Genomic DNA, 13,521 nt, shown 5'->3' on the forward strand with positions numbered 1-13,521 from the left:
GAAAACTACTTCTGCGCAGGCACCGACACCGGCTCCATAATTTGCGGCTGAATATTCTGAATCACCGATTCATTGGGGCGTTTCGCCACCTCTTCTAAGGCCTGCTGGCACTCTACGGTTGGACGATCGACCTTACGCATCCGCAAGCCGTCATAACGCAGCTCACCGTTCTGCAGCGTAATCGGCATCACGCGCACCTGACGCGTCACGTTGACCCAGTCATCGCCCAGGCGAGTTAATTTACCCGGCTTGGCAATCACGCGCTGCCACTGGCGGCAATCCAGCGTATCGCCCTGCGCACCGATAATCAGGCTGCCGATAGCTTGATCACTGATAAGCTTGCTTTGTGGCCCGACGGTCTGCCAGTTACCTTGCAACTCCTGCGGTGCCGGGGTTTTTACTGCCCCTTCATAACTGGTGATTTGCGCACATCCGCTCAATGCCAATGCGGCCAGTACCATCCACTTTTTCATTATCGATTCCTACACTCGCGTCAATGCCCGGTACGTTATAATTTTTCGCGTAAGTTACGCAAGGAATCTTCATTAAAACCCGGTGGTTCCTGACAATGTTCCCGGCGCACGTTACACTAGCACGCAAGATGATCAGCAGGAATTCCGAATGAAAACCCCAGAAGAGTATTACGCCCAAGCCCGCACCATGTTTTTTGCTGCGCATGCCGATTTCCAGGCCGCACTGGATGAATTAACCGAAAGTGATGCGCGTGCGGCTAACTTGTCTTTACGTCAACTGCGTGAATGGCATGCCGAGCGTATTTACGCGGCGTTCATGCGCCAAAAGAAACTGGACGGGATGCTGTTTTCGATTCAACTGGCCGAACCCGATAAGGCCGTTGCCGCAGAAGCCATTGAAACCTATTTAAAATCTCATGCGGAATCGCTGGGAATGACGTGGGAAGAGTTCTGTATTAAGAACGAGCTCTAAGCGGAGCGGTACTAAATAGGCGTCTCAGATACACCTCCAACCACACAAATGACCAAGGAAAAAGTTGTACAAGCTGATCAAAGTTGTATAACTTAACTCTGACGGCTTAGGTCGTAGATTGTCCTTGAACGAAGGTGCTGTTGCACCGCCTCTGGAGGAGTTGCTGGATTTCCCCTCCAGAGGTAGTATTTTTTCCCCTACTCCTCGCGCTCAATACCCTTCACCTCAACATAGCTCGCCACCGCCAACAGACGATTAATGTGGGTGAGCAGCAGATCCACATCCGACTGCAAAAACTCATGCCCGCTGCGGGAAGCCGTCACAATCGCATCCTGAACGGTATCGCTAATGGTTAAGCTATTATCCTGCTTCGCATGAATCAGCAAGGCCGCGATCAGTAATGATTGCGCTTCAACCTGCGCCACCAACTCTTTTGCTTCCGTATCCATTTTTGCCATTTTCAGCAAAATATCGATCACCAGTTGCCGCATGTCTACCTCCCAATGAGTCCATTTCCCTGTGTAACGCTGTTGAGTATCAGCGCAAATCCCGTGCATCGCTTGCCAGAAAGAAAAAATTTCCAGCCGACAAGTGTTGATGACTTGCTACTGTTTTTATTTACAGTAATATGGCGCACCCTTTTGAAGAATGGAATGCCCTAATGTTTGTGGAACTGATTTACGACAAACGCAACGTGGCCGGTTTGCCAGGCGCACGCGAAATGATTTTGCAGGAGCTGGAGAAGCGCGTGCAACGTGTATTTCCCGAGGTTGAGGTGCGCGTCAAGCCGATGGAGCGTAATGGAATTGATACCGATTTGAGTAAGAACGACAAAGCCACGGTAGCGCGTATTGTCGAAGAGATGTTCGATGAAGCAGATATGTGGCTGGTGGCCGAATAGGCCACCCGCGCGAAGGGAACTTAGCTTTCTTGTTCGCTGTGATTGATGGTGATCTCTAAATCCTGAATCGCCTGCTCAATGTCATCCAGCAGTTTTCCCTGCTTATTGAGCAGCGTGTCGAAACGTCCCGCATACTCTTTATCCTTGTACTCGCCTGCATCGAAGGCTAACCAGTGGCTGGAAAGCGTCTCGGTATTGGTCTGCGCGTAGTGACGCATCTCTTTAAGCTGTGAGGTGACATCACGCAGGTAGTCGGTTTTAGTTTTGACAGTCTCTGTATCACTCATGGTGTCTTCCTTTTTGCTTGATAAGCCCGTTTAAATAACGTCTGAATGATTAAAGTTAGTAGAAAATATCGAGACTGCCTTAGGAATAATCGGAAGGTTAAATCGGGCGGCCAAATGACCGCCCTTATAGTTACAGATACTTCCGTGCTAACGCTATCAACTCATCCTTGGCGGCTGCCCCCAGTTTCTCCACGCCCTGCTCGACAAAGTTAAATGCCTGCGTGAAGTCTTTCACACTGGCACTTACATCTTCGCTCACGGCAGAGACAGCGGCTGGACTGGCGGTGGCCGAAGGTGCAGCAACCTCCGCTGCTTGCGTACTGCTCGCGGCGGGCGCCGCGATCTCATTAGCAAAACTCTCCAGCGGTGACACTGTGCTGGCATCCGTGACGGTGGTCGGTTCAATAACAGTTTGGTCGCTCATAACTTTCTCCTTCTTGCTGAATAAAGACCGCAACTGATGAAGACGGGTTGCGATCTGCTCGGTAATACTCATCATGGCCTCCTTAACGCGTGGATTCTGGTGGCGCGTCTTCGGTAACAACCTGCTTAACTTTGTCTGCCGTTTTGTTTGCCGTGCGGTCCGGCAAGCCATCGAGTTTTTTCTGCAGCGCCACCAACTGGCTGGTCAGTTCGGCTACCCGCGCTTCGCGTCGATCAGAAATAGCCCGGTACTGCTGGCGAATGTCCTCCACCCGGCGGTTGGCACTGTTATTGACGAAAACAAACATGATGGTCATCGCCACACACACCAGTGACAGCACCAGCAGTAATCCCCCCAACAGCAGCTGACGCCGATGACCTCTGACTGAAAATTCACTGTTTATCTGCACCATCGCGACTCTCCTCAAGGGTGGTAATCAGTTGATTGATTTGGCTACGGAATTTGTCACTGTGGTCCGATTCCGTAGTCGCCAGCAAAATGCCCAGCGCGTTCTTGATGAGCCGCAAATCGGTTTCCAGCGAAGAGATACGCCGGAGATTTTTATCGTGGCGAATACGCAGATCATCATTCTCCTGGCGCATCAGCGCGTGGCTCTCCTTGAGAAGCATCACCTGCTCTTTGTAGCTGGTGATGATCTCGCCGCCGGCGCGATTGCTGGTGACGATAGCTGCAATGCCAGCCATTAACGGTTTCCAGAACACAGCTGCCGCGCCGCCGCCGAGAAGCAACGCACCGACGCTGGTCACCAAACTACTTTCCATGCCTCACCTCTCAACACTGGCAAGGAGTCCGCCCCAGAAGCACGTTGACTACCCTTGCCAGGTGCGCAGCCAACGCCTGAATTTAAGTTTACTTTAATTAATGAATTTAAGTATACTTAAGTAAACCTTCCGGGAGTTGTCAAGATGATGAAAAAAGAATGTGTGGGTGAGCGAATTCGCAGTCGCCGTAAGGCGCTGAAATTGACGCAGCAGGCTTTGGCCAACGGTGTTGGCGTGTCACATGTTGCGGTTTCGCAATGGGAAAAAGAGGAAACCGTGCCGCGCGGCGAGAACCTGTTGCGGCTGGCAGAATGGCTGCAATGCACTGCGGCATGGATCATGGATGGCGAGGGTGATGTGTTCAGCGCACCGCTGGCGATAAGCCACCTCACCCCGCTGCCATTAATAAGTTTGACGCAAGCGGCGCTGTGGATGCATGAGCAACGGTTGGCGATGCAACAGCAGGCCACACGCTTTCTCTACAGCGATATCCTACTCAGCGAACAGTCGCTGGCCGTGATGTTAGAAGATGGTTCCATGCAACCCGACTATCGGCAGGGTGATACGTTGATTTTTGATCCCACCGTCGCACCACAACCTGGTGATGTGGTGCTCGCAGAGGTCAATGGTGTAGCGCAGGTTCGCGTTTTCCGACTGTTATCTCAGCGTCATGACGAAAAAATTTTCTCGTTGCGACCGATAAACGAAGATTTTCCTGTGTTGACATCATCGGAGAACAGCATGCAATTGATTGGAACATTGATGGAAATGCGTCGTTATCGCGCTGATCATCTCATGCAAAAAACCCGCTAATAAGCGGGCCAAGGTGGAGAAAACTACGGCAAATATTACAAAACGTCGGTCAGATGATCGACGACAACCCTCCCGTGCACATCCTTCTGTGTAATTCGATAACTGACGCAATAAGATCGGCGGGTGCTGAGTTTATCAAACAGCGCGACGCTGCCTTTGTGCTTGCCGTCTGCGCCAACAATGCACCATTCGGTGACATCTTCCTGACCGCGGGTGTTGAGTCTTAAGACGCTCTGCTCAACTAAACGATCGCTATCATCAATCTTTAAATGGTCGCGTAACATTATGCTCACCTCTGGTTAACGAGGGCTAAGATACGCTTTTTATTTATCCATTCAATCGAATTTATTTATCGATATCACTATACCAGTGCGCTTCATTAACAATTCGACTTGACTCCTGTTGCCAACCGCTTCGGTTAACCAGTTATTTTAAAAAAAGTTTACTGTCCGCCCCGTTATTAGTAGACATACCGGGTGCTAAGCCTGCTAATGTAGGGCACACAATAACAAGATCGTACGAAACCATTTATGCTCACCACCATCCTTTACCGCAGCCATCTCCATAATCATGTTCCCATTAATATGATTCAGGAGATGGTTAACAAGGCTAACGACAGCAATCAGCTTTGTGGTGTTACAGGGATTTTACTCTTCGATGGACTGCACTTTTTCCAGCTGCTGGAAGGTCCAGATGCAGCGGTTAAAGAGATTTATCACCGCATTGGCATTGATAGCCGCCACCACAATCTTGTGACCCTAATGCAAGATGTCGCCCCCGCTCGCCGCTTTGGCAATGTGGGTATGGAACTGTTCGACCTGCGTGAACACGACAAAGCGGACGCGCTACAAGCGATTCTGGATAAAACCACCTATCGCTATTCATTGACCTATAAAGACCGCGCCATTCAGTTTTTGCGTACCTTTCTGGAGGCGCGCGACCGGGACCATTATTTTGAAATCCCGGCAGCAAACACCTGGGATTTTGCCACTGACGAAACCAACGCGAGGCTGCTCAGTCACAGCGTTGATACCACGATGGATTGCCAGTTCGCCTTCCAACCGATTCTTGATCCCTTTTCCCGTCGCGTTACCTCTTATGAGGCCCTGATTCGCACACCGACGGGCGGATCGCCGGAAGAGTACTTTGCGGCCTATGATAATGAGGCGATTTACCATGCCGATATCCAGAGTAAACGCCTGGTCTTTAGCGTGGCGCAAGCCTTGGGTATAGGCGAGCAGCGCATCTCGATTAACCTGCTGCCGATGTCGTTGGTCAAGGTGCCGAATGCGGTTGAGTTTTTACTGGCTGAGATCGCTGCTAATGGCTTAATCCCGCAGCAGGTGATTGTTGAAGTGACGGAGAATGAGATCATCTCCCGAACCGATGAGTTTTCCGCCCAAGTCAGAAAACTTAAAGCCGCCGGCATCAGTCTGGCGTTAGACGATTTCGGCTCAGGGTTTGCCGGTCTGTCACTGTTATCCAAATTCCAGCCCGACAAAATCAAGATCGACCGCGAGATCATCAGTGACGTGCACAAAAGTGGGCCGAAGCAGGCCATCGTGCACGCCATTATCAAATGCTGCTCTTCGCTGGAAATTGCGGTGATTGCCGAGGGTGTGGAAAAAGCCGAAGAGTGGATGTGGCTGGAGGCGGCCGGTATCAGCCAGTTCCAGGGATATCTGTTTGCGCGCCCGTTGTTGAACGGATTCCCAGCAGTGGCCTGGCCCGAAATTAAATAACGCTGTCCAACAGACAAAAACCGCCTGACTTTGGGCGGTTTTTCATTTAAAGCGGCGTAAAGCCCGGTGGTAATAATCGATCGCTGATAACTTGATAGTTCATCAGCTTAAAAGAGCTGAGGGTAATCGGCACTGCAACACAGGGACGATACCAGCCAAACTGCCTAATATAACGCCACACCTCTGGCGGGTTATCTTTATCTCTAACCCAGTAATAACCTTCTTTCATCTATGCACGCTTCTTGTCGCTGCCCCTTAGAGCAGGCATTTATCAACGACGGCATACTAACACACAGATGACAGAAATGATCAGTAAGTGGTTGTTTTAATTAGCGCTTCGCTTATTTCCAGCATCAAGACAAACGACAATTCACACCGCACGCAATGCCTTTCAAGCTATGCCGCTACACCTGCATATTCATGATGTCGGTATACGCAGACACCAGTTTGTTACGTACCTGAATCCCCATCTGCATTGAGATAGAGGACTTTTGCAGATCGACCATCACATCATTTAACTGAATGCCGGGTTTACCCATTTCAAAATCTTGCGCCTGGGTGCGTGCCGCATTTTGCGTATCGCTGATTTTATCCAGCGCTGCTTTCATGGTCGCACCGAAATCTACCTGACTGGTTGACTCGGCCTGCTTGCCGCTGGCCTGCAGCGACGTTAACTGCAGTTGCTGCAACACACCATCAATTGCCTGAATCGACATTGCCTGTTCCTCATTGAAGAAGGGTTCACATTTTCACGCTGGAAAAGTTAACACAGTGTCAATAGGACAAAGGCGCTAAATAAACGTAAAAACCACGGCTTATCCAGCCATCGAAGTGACCCGATTCATCAAATAATGCCAGGCATAAGATTGGAAGTTCATTTTTATGTCTTCCTCAAAACAGTTCGCATTGCAACAAGGCGGTAAGCGGGCGCATCCCCGGGAGCTTACATCAGTAAGTGACCGGGGTTAGCACGAGAAGCCAACGCAGTTGCAATGCGATATGTGAAGAGGAAAGTCAGGGAGTCTGTTTTGTTATCACAACTAACCCGGTCAATTATGTCAGGCAGGAAACGGTCATGAATGCGAGTGCAGCCGCCACACAAGATACCGCAAAGAAAGGCTTCAGTGACCTTCTCGCCCGTCTGCGCGCGAATCCGCGCATTCCCTTAATTGTTGCCGCCGCTGCCGCTATCGCAGTGGTTTTTGCGTTGGTGCTGTGGGCAAAAGCGCCGGACTATCGCGTCCTTTATAACAACCTCTCTGATGAAGATGGTGGCGCAATTGTCACGCAGTTGACGCAAATGAACATTCCTTACCAGTTCGCCGAGAACGGCGGTGCCTTGATGGTGCCCGCCGATAAGGTGCATGAACTGCGTCTGCGTCTGGCGCAACAGGGGCTGCCGAAAGGCGGCTCCGTTGGCTTTGAGCTGATGGACAAAGAGAAGTTCGGCATCAGCCAGTTCAGCGAGCAAATCAACTACCAGCGCGCGCTGGAAGGTGAACTGGCGCGCACCATGGAAACGCTCGGTCCGGTAAAGAGCGCCCGTGTGCATCTGGCCATGCCCAAACCGACTCTGTTCGTGCGCGAGCAGAAAGCCCCTTCTGCCTCCGTTACCCTGAACCTGCAACCGGGTCGCGCATTAGATGAAGGGCAGATTCAGGCTATTCAGCACCTGGTTTCGAGCAGTGTTGCCGGTCTGCCACCGGGCAACGTCACCGTGGTGGATCAGGCAGGCCGTCTGCTGACCCGTTCAGACAGTGAAGGTCGTGACCTGAATGACGCGCAGTTGAAATACGCGTCTGAAGTTGAAGCGCGCTATCAGCAACGTATTGAAGCGATCCTGAATCCGATTGTTGGCCAGGGCAATGTGCATGCGCAGGTAACCGCGCAGATTAACTTTGACCGCAGCGAACAAACCGACGAGAAGTACCAGCCGAACGCCAATCCAGACAGCACGGCGATTCGTTCACGTCAGACCAATACCAGTCAACAGAACGGCAGCCCCTATCCAGGCGGCGTACCGGGTGCGCTGTCTAATCAGCCTGCACCGGCCAATACGGCACCGGTTAATAACCCGCAGCAGCAGAACAACGCCAACGGCCAGAATGCTAATGGTCAGAACAATGCGGCGAACAACGGCACCACCACCAGCACCGCACAGAGCAGCGGCCCAAGCAGTTCAAGCCGTAACGACACGGTGAACTATGAGCTGGACCGCACCATCCGCCATACCAAAGTGAACGTGGGTGACGTGCAGCGTCTGTCGGTCGCGGTGGTGGTCAACTATCGCGATGACGGTAAAGGCAAAGCGGTTGCGCTGAACGACCAACAGATCAAACAGATTGAAGACCTGACTCGTGAAGCGATGGGCTATTCGCAGAACCGTGGCGACAGCGTGAATGTGGTGAACTCGCAGTTCAACACCACTGAGCCAACCGGCGGTGACCTGCCGTTCTGGCAGACGCAGGCCTTCTTCGACATGTTGATGAGTGGCGGTCGCTGGCTGCTGGTGGCGCTGGTTGCCTTCATCCTGTATCGCAAACTGGTTCGTCCACAGTTGATGCGTAAGAAAGAGCAGGAGAAAGCCGCCGCCGAAGCGCTGGCAGCCCGTGCTGTGGCCATGGAAGAAGAAGAAGCTTTCAGCGTGCAGCTCAGCAAAGACGAGCTGGAGCAAGAACGTAAGTCGAATAACCGCATGAGCGCCGAGGTGATGAGCCAGCGCATCCGCGATATGTCTGAGAACGATCCGCGCGTCGTGGCGCTGGTTATCCGTGAATGGATGGGTAATGAACTATGAGTCTGACCGGTACAGAAAAAAGCGCCATCCTGATGATGACCATTGGCGAAGAGCGCGCGGCGGAGGTGTTCAAACACCTCAACCAGCGTGAAGTTCAGCATCTCAGTGCGGCCATGGCCAACATGAAGCAGGTCTCACATAAACAGCTGACCGAAGTGCTGCGCCAGTTTGAGACCGATGCCGAACAGTTTGCCGCGCTCAGTCTCAACTCCAATGAGTACCTGCGCTCCGTGCTGGTTAAAGCCTTGGGCGAAGAGCGTGCCTCCAGCCTGCTGGAAGATATTCTCGAAAAGAACGAGACCACCAGCGGCATGGAAACGCTCAACTTTATGGAACCGCAAGCGGCCGCCGACCTTATTCGCGACGAGCACCCGCAGATTATCGCCACCATCCTGGTCCACCTCAAACGGGGTCAGGCGGCAGATATCCTGGCGCTGTTCGACGAGCGTCTGCGTCACGATGTGATGTTGCGTATCGCCACCTTTGGCGGTGTCCAGCCAGCGGCGCTGGCAGAACTGACCGAGGTGCTCAACGGTCTGCTGGATGGTACCAACCTCAAGCGCGCGAAGATGGGCGGCGTGAGAACGGCGGCAGAGATTATCAACCTGATGAAAACTCAGCAGGAAGAAGCGGTTATCGAAGCGGTACGCGACTTCGATGGCGAGCTGGCGCAGAAAATCATCGACGAGATGTTCCTGTTCGAAAACCTGGTGGAAGTGGACGACCGCAGCATCCAGCGTTTGCTGCAGGAAGTGGAGTCCGAGCAGTTGCTGATCGCCCTGAAAGGTGCAGAGCAACCACTGCGCGAGAAATTCCTCAAAAACATGTCGGCACGTGCGGCCGATATCCTGCGCGACGATCTGGCCAACCGTGGCCCGGTACGTATGTCGGCGGTGGAAAACGAACAGAAAGCGATTCTGCTGGTGGTACGCCGCCTGGCCGAATCTGGCGAGATGGTAATTGGTGGTGGCGAGGAAACCTATGTCTGATGCCTTTTCCGCCCGTGCGTGGCAGCGCTGGCAGCCTGATGATTTAGGCAGCGCATTCAAAGTCGAAGTCGAACCGCAGCTGGAAACGCCCGCTGAAGAGTTTGAAGTCAGTGCTGAAGTTGAACAGCAGCAAATGCTGGAGCGCATGCAGCAGCAGATGCGCAAAGACGCGCAGACGCAGGGCTACAGCGAAGGCTATCAAAAAGGGTTTGCCGAGTCGCAGCAGAACGGTTACGACGCGGGTTTTCAACAAGGTTTGGCCGATGCCCAACAGCAGCAAGCGCCTTTGCAAGCGCGTATGCAGCAGTTAGTCAGCGAGTTCCACCACACGCTGGAAGCGCTCGATAGCGTAATTGCATCACGCCTGATGCAGCTGGCGCTGGAAGCGGCACGAACCGTGATTGGCCAGGCCACCCAGGTAGACGGCACCGCCCTACTGCGTCAGATACAGCAACTGATTCAACAAGAACCAATGTTCAGTGGCAAACCGCAGCTGCGCGTGCACCCGGATGATTTGCAACGCATTGAACAGACTCTGGGCCCGACGCTGGATCTGCACGGCTGGAAATTACTGGCTGACAATTCCCTGCATCCTGGCGGCTGTAAGCTCAGTGCCGAAGACGGCGATCTCGATGCCAGCGTGGCCACACGCTGGCAAGAACTGTGCCGCCTGGCCGCGCCGGGGACACTGTAATGACTTCGTCGCGCCTTTCTCGCTGGCTTGGGGCACTCGATGCCTTCGAAGATCGCATTTCACAAGTGCAGACGGTGCGTCGTTACGGTCGTCTGACCCGTGCCACCGGCTTAGTGCTTGAAGCCACCGGGCTGCAACTGCCGTTGGGTGCAACCTGCATTATTGAACGTCACGACGGCAACACTATCTCTGAAGTCGAAAGTGAAGTCGTAGGTTTTAACGGTCAGAAATTGCTGATGATGCCGCTGGAAGAAGTGGACGGCATCTTGCCAGGCGCACGCGTGTATGCGCGGGTTAATGGCGAAAGTGGACACAGCGGCAAACAATTGATGCTCGGTCCAGAGTTGTTAGGCCGCGTGCTGGATGGCAGTGGCAAGCCGCTCGATGGCTTACCCGCGCCGGATACCGGCTATCGCGCTCCGCTGATCACCGCCCCTTTCAACCCATTACAACGCACGCCTATCGAAGATGTCCTCGACACCGGCGTACGCGCGATTAACGCCCTGCTGACCGTCGGTCGTGGTCAGCGTATGGGCCTGTTTGCCGGTTCCGGCGTCGGGAAATCGGTGCTGCTGGGCATGATGGCACGTTACACCAAAGCCGATGTGATTGTGGTGGGCCTGATCGGTGAGCGTGGTCGTGAAGTTAAAGAGTTTATTGAGAATATCCTCGGTGCTGAAGGTCGTGCACGCTCGGTAGTGATCGCCGCGCCTGCGGACGTTTCGCCATTGCTGCGAATGCAGGGGGCCGCCTACGCCACGCGTATCGCAGAAGATTTTCGCGATCGCGGCCAGCACGTCTTGTTGATCATGGACTCCCTCACCCGCTACGCCATGGCACAGCGTGAAATCGCCCTCGCCATCGGTGAGCCGCCCGCCACCAAAGGCTATCCGCCTTCGGTGTTTGCGAAGCTTCCGGCGCTGGTGGAACGTGCCGGTAACGGCACCCACGGCGGCGGTTCGATTACCGCCTTCTATACCGTACTGACCGAAGGCGACGATCAGCAAGACCCGATTGCCGACTCCGCGCGCGCCATTCTTGACGGCCATATTGTGCTGTCGCGCCGTCTGGCAGAAGCCGGTCACTATCCGGCGATTGATATTGAAGCCTCCATCAGCCGTGCGATGACCGCGCTGATTGATGAGACCCATTACGCGCGCGTGCGCCAGTTCAAACAGTTGCTCTCCAGTTTCCAGCGTAACCGCGATCTGGTGAGCGTCGGTGCATATGCCGCAGGCAGCGATCCGATGCTGGATAGAGCCATCAAGCTTTACCCTGAAATGGAAGCGTTTCTGCAACAAGGTATTTTCGAGCGCAGCGACTATGACGATGCCAGTCTGCATCTGCAAGCCATGTTCGGTTAGCGCCCGCTTAAACGAGGTAAGCCATGAAAACTGCCAATGCTATCGATAAGCTGCGCGACCTTGCGGAGCAGGATCTGGAACAGGCCGTGATTCATTTAGGCGATATGCGCCGTGGCGTACAGCAGGCAGATGAACAACTCAGCATGCTGCTCGACTATCAGGACGAGTACCGCAACAAACTCAACGCCGATATGTCGGGTGGCATCGCCAGCACCCGCTGGACCAACTATCACCAGTTTATTCAGACGCTGGAAAAAGCGATTGAACAGCATCGGCAGCAGCTTAACCAGTGGAATCAGCGCCTTGATCAGGCATTAAGTAACTGGCGTGAAAAACATAAGCGACTGAATGCTTATCAAACGCTGATCACCCGCGCGGCTGAAAAAGCATTACAACAAGAAAACCGTCTCGATCAGAAACGGATGGATGAATTTGCCCAACGGGCCGCAATGAGGAGAGGGGAATGATTACGCTGCCAACTGTGGTTACGCAAACCTCTAATTTGGGAAACGCAGACAGTTCAGTTTCGACGGATGTTCTGCAAAACACCGACACCCTGCCACAAGGGTTTGTCACCGAGCTGGGTAACCGCTTATTAACGCTGGCTAAGCAACAAGGTGTTAACACGCAATCGACTGATATAGCAGCAGAAGTCGATGAAAAAGACGTCACAAAAGCGTCACTAAGCGCATTATTGCAGGCACTGGACAAACCAGAAGCGTTAAACGCACTTTTACAGCCGGAAAACACTAAAGCCGCGCTGAAATCAGCCGATGATAAAGACAAGACTGAAGCAAGTTCGTTAAGTGCCAGCGACTTACAGAATGTGCAGGCGTTATTTGCCATGTTACCGGCAGCAGTAGAAGACCGCAGCAGCCAAAGCGCGATCAGGGCCAGCACTGATAAGACATCAGCAGATGCAGGGTCTACGCTAAACAGTGCATTGTTAAGTCGTACGCTACAAAGCGCACTAAAGGATGAACCGGCTTCAACAGACAGCAGCGCGCCAAAGAAATCCAGCACGGTGCTGAGTGAATTGAAGAGTGATGCCAGCGCGGCGCAGACCAGTACCAGCGCCTCTACTGCCAGCACCACGGCCAGTGCCAGCAACGCAACGCTGACACTGGACGAGAGTTTTAAGCAAGTACTGAGTGCCTTGAGTAAACCGGAAGAACGCCGTGACAGTCAAAGCGGCAGCGATACGGTGACAGCATTAACCAGCGCCCCGGTCAGCAGCAGTAGCACACTGACCAATAGCACGGCGACGACCAGTACCACTCCGTCGACGCCGATGCTCAATGCCCAACTCGGCAGCAACGAGTGGCAGCAGGCACTTAGCCAGCAAATTGTGATGTTTAGTCGTAACGGTCAGCAAAATGCCGAACTGCGCTTACATCCGGAAGATCTGGGTGCTATCCAGATCAACCTGACCCTTGATAAGGATCAGGCACAGTTAAGTATGGTTTCCAGCCACAGCCAAGTGAGGGCCGCGCTGGAAGCGGCTCTCCCTCAGCTGCGAAATGCGCTGGCGGAGAGCGGAATAAACCTGGGACAGAGTAACGTCAGCAGCGACGCCTTCGCACAGAGCCAGAATTATCAGGGCCAGCAGGAAGGTCGTCGTGATGGCCAGCACGGCAGCTTTACCCTCTCCCAGGACAGTGAAAACGAGATAACGCCTATTGCCGTCCCGGCAGCCCTTCAGGCACGCGCGACCGGCAACGGCGCTGTCGATATCTTTGCCTGACAGCGGCTAAACGCTGAAGGTAAGCGTAAAACCCGCGTC

The 13,521-nt window shown here is 53.4% G+C and carries 19 protein-coding genes; 10 read left to right on the forward strand and 9 right to left on the reverse strand.

Features of this window, described 5'->3' with window-relative positions; all coding sequences use genetic code 11:
• Positions 1–5: 5 nt before the first annotated feature.
• Complete coding sequence (yedD, locus tag PSSD_RS14550) at positions 6–473, reverse strand: lipoprotein YedD (RefSeq protein ID WP_058972709.1); 468 nt, start codon at positions 471–473, stop codon at positions 6–8.
• 148 nt (positions 474–621) lie between these two features.
• Here yedD and PSSD_RS14555 point away from each other — a divergent pair, with 148 nt between their 5' ends.
• Positions 622–945, forward strand: a complete 324-nt coding sequence (locus PSSD_RS14555) for a DUF6388 family protein (RefSeq protein WP_058972710.1) — start codon at positions 622–624, stop codon at positions 943–945.
• Positions 946–1,142: 197 nt separating this feature from the next.
• Here PSSD_RS14555 and iraP read toward each other — a convergent pair whose 3' ends face one another.
• Entirely contained in the window at positions 1,143–1,436 is a 294-nt protein-coding gene (gene iraP, locus PSSD_RS14560) for an anti-adapter protein IraP (protein ID WP_039331764.1), read from the reverse strand.
• A gap of 170 nt (positions 1,437–1,606) precedes the next feature.
• Here iraP and PSSD_RS14565 point away from each other — a divergent pair, with 170 nt between their 5' ends.
• The gene (locus tag PSSD_RS14565; RefSeq protein WP_058972711.1) at positions 1,607–1,846 is read left to right on the forward strand and encodes a DinI-like family protein; all 240 of its coding nucleotides are present in this window, start codon (positions 1,607–1,609) and stop codon (positions 1,844–1,846) included.
• Between the two features lie 20 nt (positions 1,847–1,866).
• Here PSSD_RS14565 and PSSD_RS14570 read toward each other — a convergent pair whose 3' ends face one another.
• The 4 genes from PSSD_RS14570 to PSSD_RS14585 all read right to left on the reverse strand — a co-directional run bounded on the left by PSSD_RS14570 (position 1,867) and on the right by PSSD_RS14585 (position 3,339).
• On the reverse strand, positions 1,867–2,133 hold the full coding sequence (locus tag PSSD_RS14570) for a hypothetical protein (RefSeq protein WP_039331758.1): 267 nt from the start codon (positions 2,131–2,133) through the stop codon (positions 1,867–1,869).
• Between the two features lie 130 nt (positions 2,134–2,263).
• A complete protein-coding gene (locus PSSD_RS14575) occupies positions 2,264–2,557 on the reverse strand; it encodes a hypothetical protein (protein WP_153011442.1) in 294 nt (97 codons plus the stop codon).
• An 82-nt stretch (positions 2,558–2,639) separates the two neighbouring features.
• On the reverse strand, positions 2,640–2,969 hold the full coding sequence (locus PSSD_RS14580) for a hypothetical protein (protein WP_058972713.1): 330 nt from the start codon (positions 2,967–2,969) through the stop codon (positions 2,640–2,642).
• Positions 2,950–3,339, reverse strand: a complete 390-nt coding sequence (locus PSSD_RS14585; RefSeq protein ID WP_034824400.1) for a hypothetical protein — start codon at positions 3,337–3,339, stop codon at positions 2,950–2,952. The genes PSSD_RS14580 and PSSD_RS14585 overlap by 20 nt, the downstream gene beginning before the upstream one ends.
• Positions 3,340–3,483: 144 nt before the next feature.
• Between PSSD_RS14585 and PSSD_RS14590 the strand changes: the two genes are divergently transcribed.
• Positions 3,484–4,152, forward strand: a complete 669-nt coding sequence (locus tag PSSD_RS14590) for a S24 family peptidase (protein WP_058972714.1) — start codon at positions 3,484–3,486, stop codon at positions 4,150–4,152.
• A 35-nt stretch (positions 4,153–4,187) separates the two neighbouring features.
• Here PSSD_RS14590 and PSSD_RS14595 read toward each other — a convergent pair whose 3' ends face one another.
• Entirely contained in the window at positions 4,188–4,436 is a 249-nt protein-coding gene (locus PSSD_RS14595; protein WP_058972715.1) for a hypothetical protein, read from the reverse strand.
• A gap of 246 nt (positions 4,437–4,682) precedes the next feature.
• Here PSSD_RS14595 and PSSD_RS14600 point away from each other — a divergent pair, with 246 nt between their 5' ends.
• Entirely contained in the window at positions 4,683–5,894 is a 1,212-nt protein-coding gene (locus tag PSSD_RS14600) for a diguanylate phosphodiesterase (protein ID WP_058972716.1), read from the forward strand.
• Between the two features lie 46 nt (positions 5,895–5,940).
• On the opposite strand, the gene PSSD_RS14605 is transcribed toward PSSD_RS14600, so the two are convergent.
• Together PSSD_RS14605 and fliE are read right to left on the reverse strand one after the other, a co-directional pair.
• Positions 5,941–6,123: a hypothetical protein gene (locus tag PSSD_RS14605; protein WP_039331747.1), complete on the reverse strand. Its 183-nt coding sequence runs from the start codon at positions 6,121–6,123 to the stop codon at positions 5,941–5,943.
• Between the two features lie 175 nt (positions 6,124–6,298).
• Positions 6,299–6,610 (reverse strand): flagellar hook-basal body complex protein FliE, encoded by a 312-nt coding sequence (gene fliE / locus PSSD_RS14610; RefSeq protein ID WP_039331746.1) that lies wholly within the window; start codon positions 6,608–6,610, stop codon positions 6,299–6,301.
• A 359-nt stretch (positions 6,611–6,969) separates the two neighbouring features.
• Here fliE and fliF point away from each other — a divergent pair, with 359 nt between their 5' ends.
• Genes fliF through PSSD_RS14640 form a run of 6 tightly spaced genes read left to right on the forward strand, consistent with a single transcriptional unit; the run spans position 6,970 to position 13,482 of the window.
• Entirely contained in the window at positions 6,970–8,691 is a 1,722-nt protein-coding gene (gene fliF, locus PSSD_RS14615) for a flagellar basal-body MS-ring/collar protein FliF (protein WP_058972717.1), read from the forward strand.
• A complete protein-coding gene (gene fliG / locus PSSD_RS14620) occupies positions 8,688–9,680 on the forward strand; it encodes a flagellar motor switch protein FliG (protein WP_058972718.1) in 993 nt (330 codons plus the stop codon). Before fliF ends, fliG begins: the two co-directional genes overlap by 4 nt.
• Positions 9,673–10,374 carry a flagellar assembly protein FliH gene (fliH, locus tag PSSD_RS14625; protein WP_058972719.1) on the forward strand — a complete coding sequence of 234 codons (702 nt, stop codon included), beginning with the start codon at positions 9,673–9,675 and terminating at the stop codon, positions 10,372–10,374. Before fliG ends, fliH begins: the two co-directional genes overlap by 8 nt.
• A complete protein-coding gene (gene fliI / locus PSSD_RS14630; protein WP_039327737.1) occupies positions 10,374–11,738 on the forward strand; it encodes a flagellar protein export ATPase FliI in 1,365 nt (454 codons plus the stop codon). The genes fliH and fliI overlap by 1 nt, the downstream gene beginning before the upstream one ends.
• 23 nt (positions 11,739–11,761) lie before the next feature.
• Positions 11,762–12,205: a flagellar export protein FliJ gene (gene fliJ, locus PSSD_RS14635; RefSeq protein ID WP_039327738.1), complete on the forward strand. Its 444-nt coding sequence runs from the start codon at positions 11,762–11,764 to the stop codon at positions 12,203–12,205.
• A complete protein-coding gene (locus PSSD_RS14640; RefSeq protein WP_058972720.1) occupies positions 12,202–13,482 on the forward strand; it encodes a flagellar hook-length control protein FliK in 1,281 nt (426 codons plus the stop codon). Before fliJ ends, PSSD_RS14640 begins: the two co-directional genes overlap by 4 nt.
• Positions 13,483–13,521: the final 39 nt, after the last annotated feature.

The sequence above is a fragment of the Type-D symbiont of Plautia stali genome, assembly GCF_001485335.1.
GTDB lineage: Bacteria > Pseudomonadota > Gammaproteobacteria > Enterobacterales > Enterobacteriaceae > Pantoea > Pantoea vagans_C.

Coding starts and splice junctions, on each gene's coding strand:
- fliI (WP_039327737.1), top strand. CDS start 10,374: ATGACTTCGTCGCGCCTTTCTCGCTGGCTTGGGGCACTCGATGCCTTC.
- PSSD_RS14590 (WP_058972714.1), top strand. CDS start 3,484: ATGATGAAAAAAGAATGTGTGGGTGAGCGAATTCGCAGTCGCCGTAAG.
- fliF (WP_058972717.1), top strand. CDS start 6,970: ATGAATGCGAGTGCAGCCGCCACACAAGATACCGCAAAGAAAGGCTTC.
- PSSD_RS14585 (WP_034824400.1), bottom strand. CDS start 3,339: ATGGAAAGTAGTTTGGTGACCAGCGTCGGTGCGTTGCTTCTCGGCGGC.
- fliE (WP_039331746.1), bottom strand. CDS start 6,610: ATGTCGATTCAGGCAATTGATGGTGTGTTGCAGCAACTGCAGTTAACG.
- PSSD_RS14570 (WP_039331758.1), bottom strand. CDS start 2,133: ATGAGTGATACAGAGACTGTCAAAACTAAAACCGACTACCTGCGTGAT.
- PSSD_RS14565 (WP_058972711.1), top strand. CDS start 1,607: ATGTTTGTGGAACTGATTTACGACAAACGCAACGTGGCCGGTTTGCCA.
- yedD (WP_058972709.1), bottom strand. CDS start 473: ATGAAAAAGTGGATGGTACTGGCCGCATTGGCATTGAGCGGATGTGCG.
- fliH (WP_058972719.1), top strand. CDS start 9,673: ATGTCTGATGCCTTTTCCGCCCGTGCGTGGCAGCGCTGGCAGCCTGAT.
- iraP (WP_039331764.1), bottom strand. CDS start 1,436: ATGCGGCAACTGGTGATCGATATTTTGCTGAAAATGGCAAAAATGGAT.
- PSSD_RS14580 (WP_058972713.1), bottom strand. CDS start 2,969: ATGGTGCAGATAAACAGTGAATTTTCAGTCAGAGGTCATCGGCGTCAG.
- PSSD_RS14595 (WP_058972715.1), bottom strand. CDS start 4,436: ATGTTACGCGACCATTTAAAGATTGATGATAGCGATCGTTTAGTTGAG.
- PSSD_RS14600 (WP_058972716.1), top strand. CDS start 4,683: ATGCTCACCACCATCCTTTACCGCAGCCATCTCCATAATCATGTTCCC.
- fliJ (WP_039327738.1), top strand. CDS start 11,762: ATGAAAACTGCCAATGCTATCGATAAGCTGCGCGACCTTGCGGAGCAG.
- PSSD_RS14555 (WP_058972710.1), top strand. CDS start 622: ATGAAAACCCCAGAAGAGTATTACGCCCAAGCCCGCACCATGTTTTTT.
- fliG (WP_058972718.1), top strand. CDS start 8,688: ATGAGTCTGACCGGTACAGAAAAAAGCGCCATCCTGATGATGACCATT.
- PSSD_RS14575 (WP_153011442.1), bottom strand. CDS start 2,557: ATGAGCGACCAAACTGTTATTGAACCGACCACCGTCACGGATGCCAGC.
- PSSD_RS14640 (WP_058972720.1), top strand. CDS start 12,202: ATGATTACGCTGCCAACTGTGGTTACGCAAACCTCTAATTTGGGAAAC.
- PSSD_RS14605 (WP_039331747.1), bottom strand. CDS start 6,123: ATGAAAGAAGGTTATTACTGGGTTAGAGATAAAGATAACCCGCCAGAG.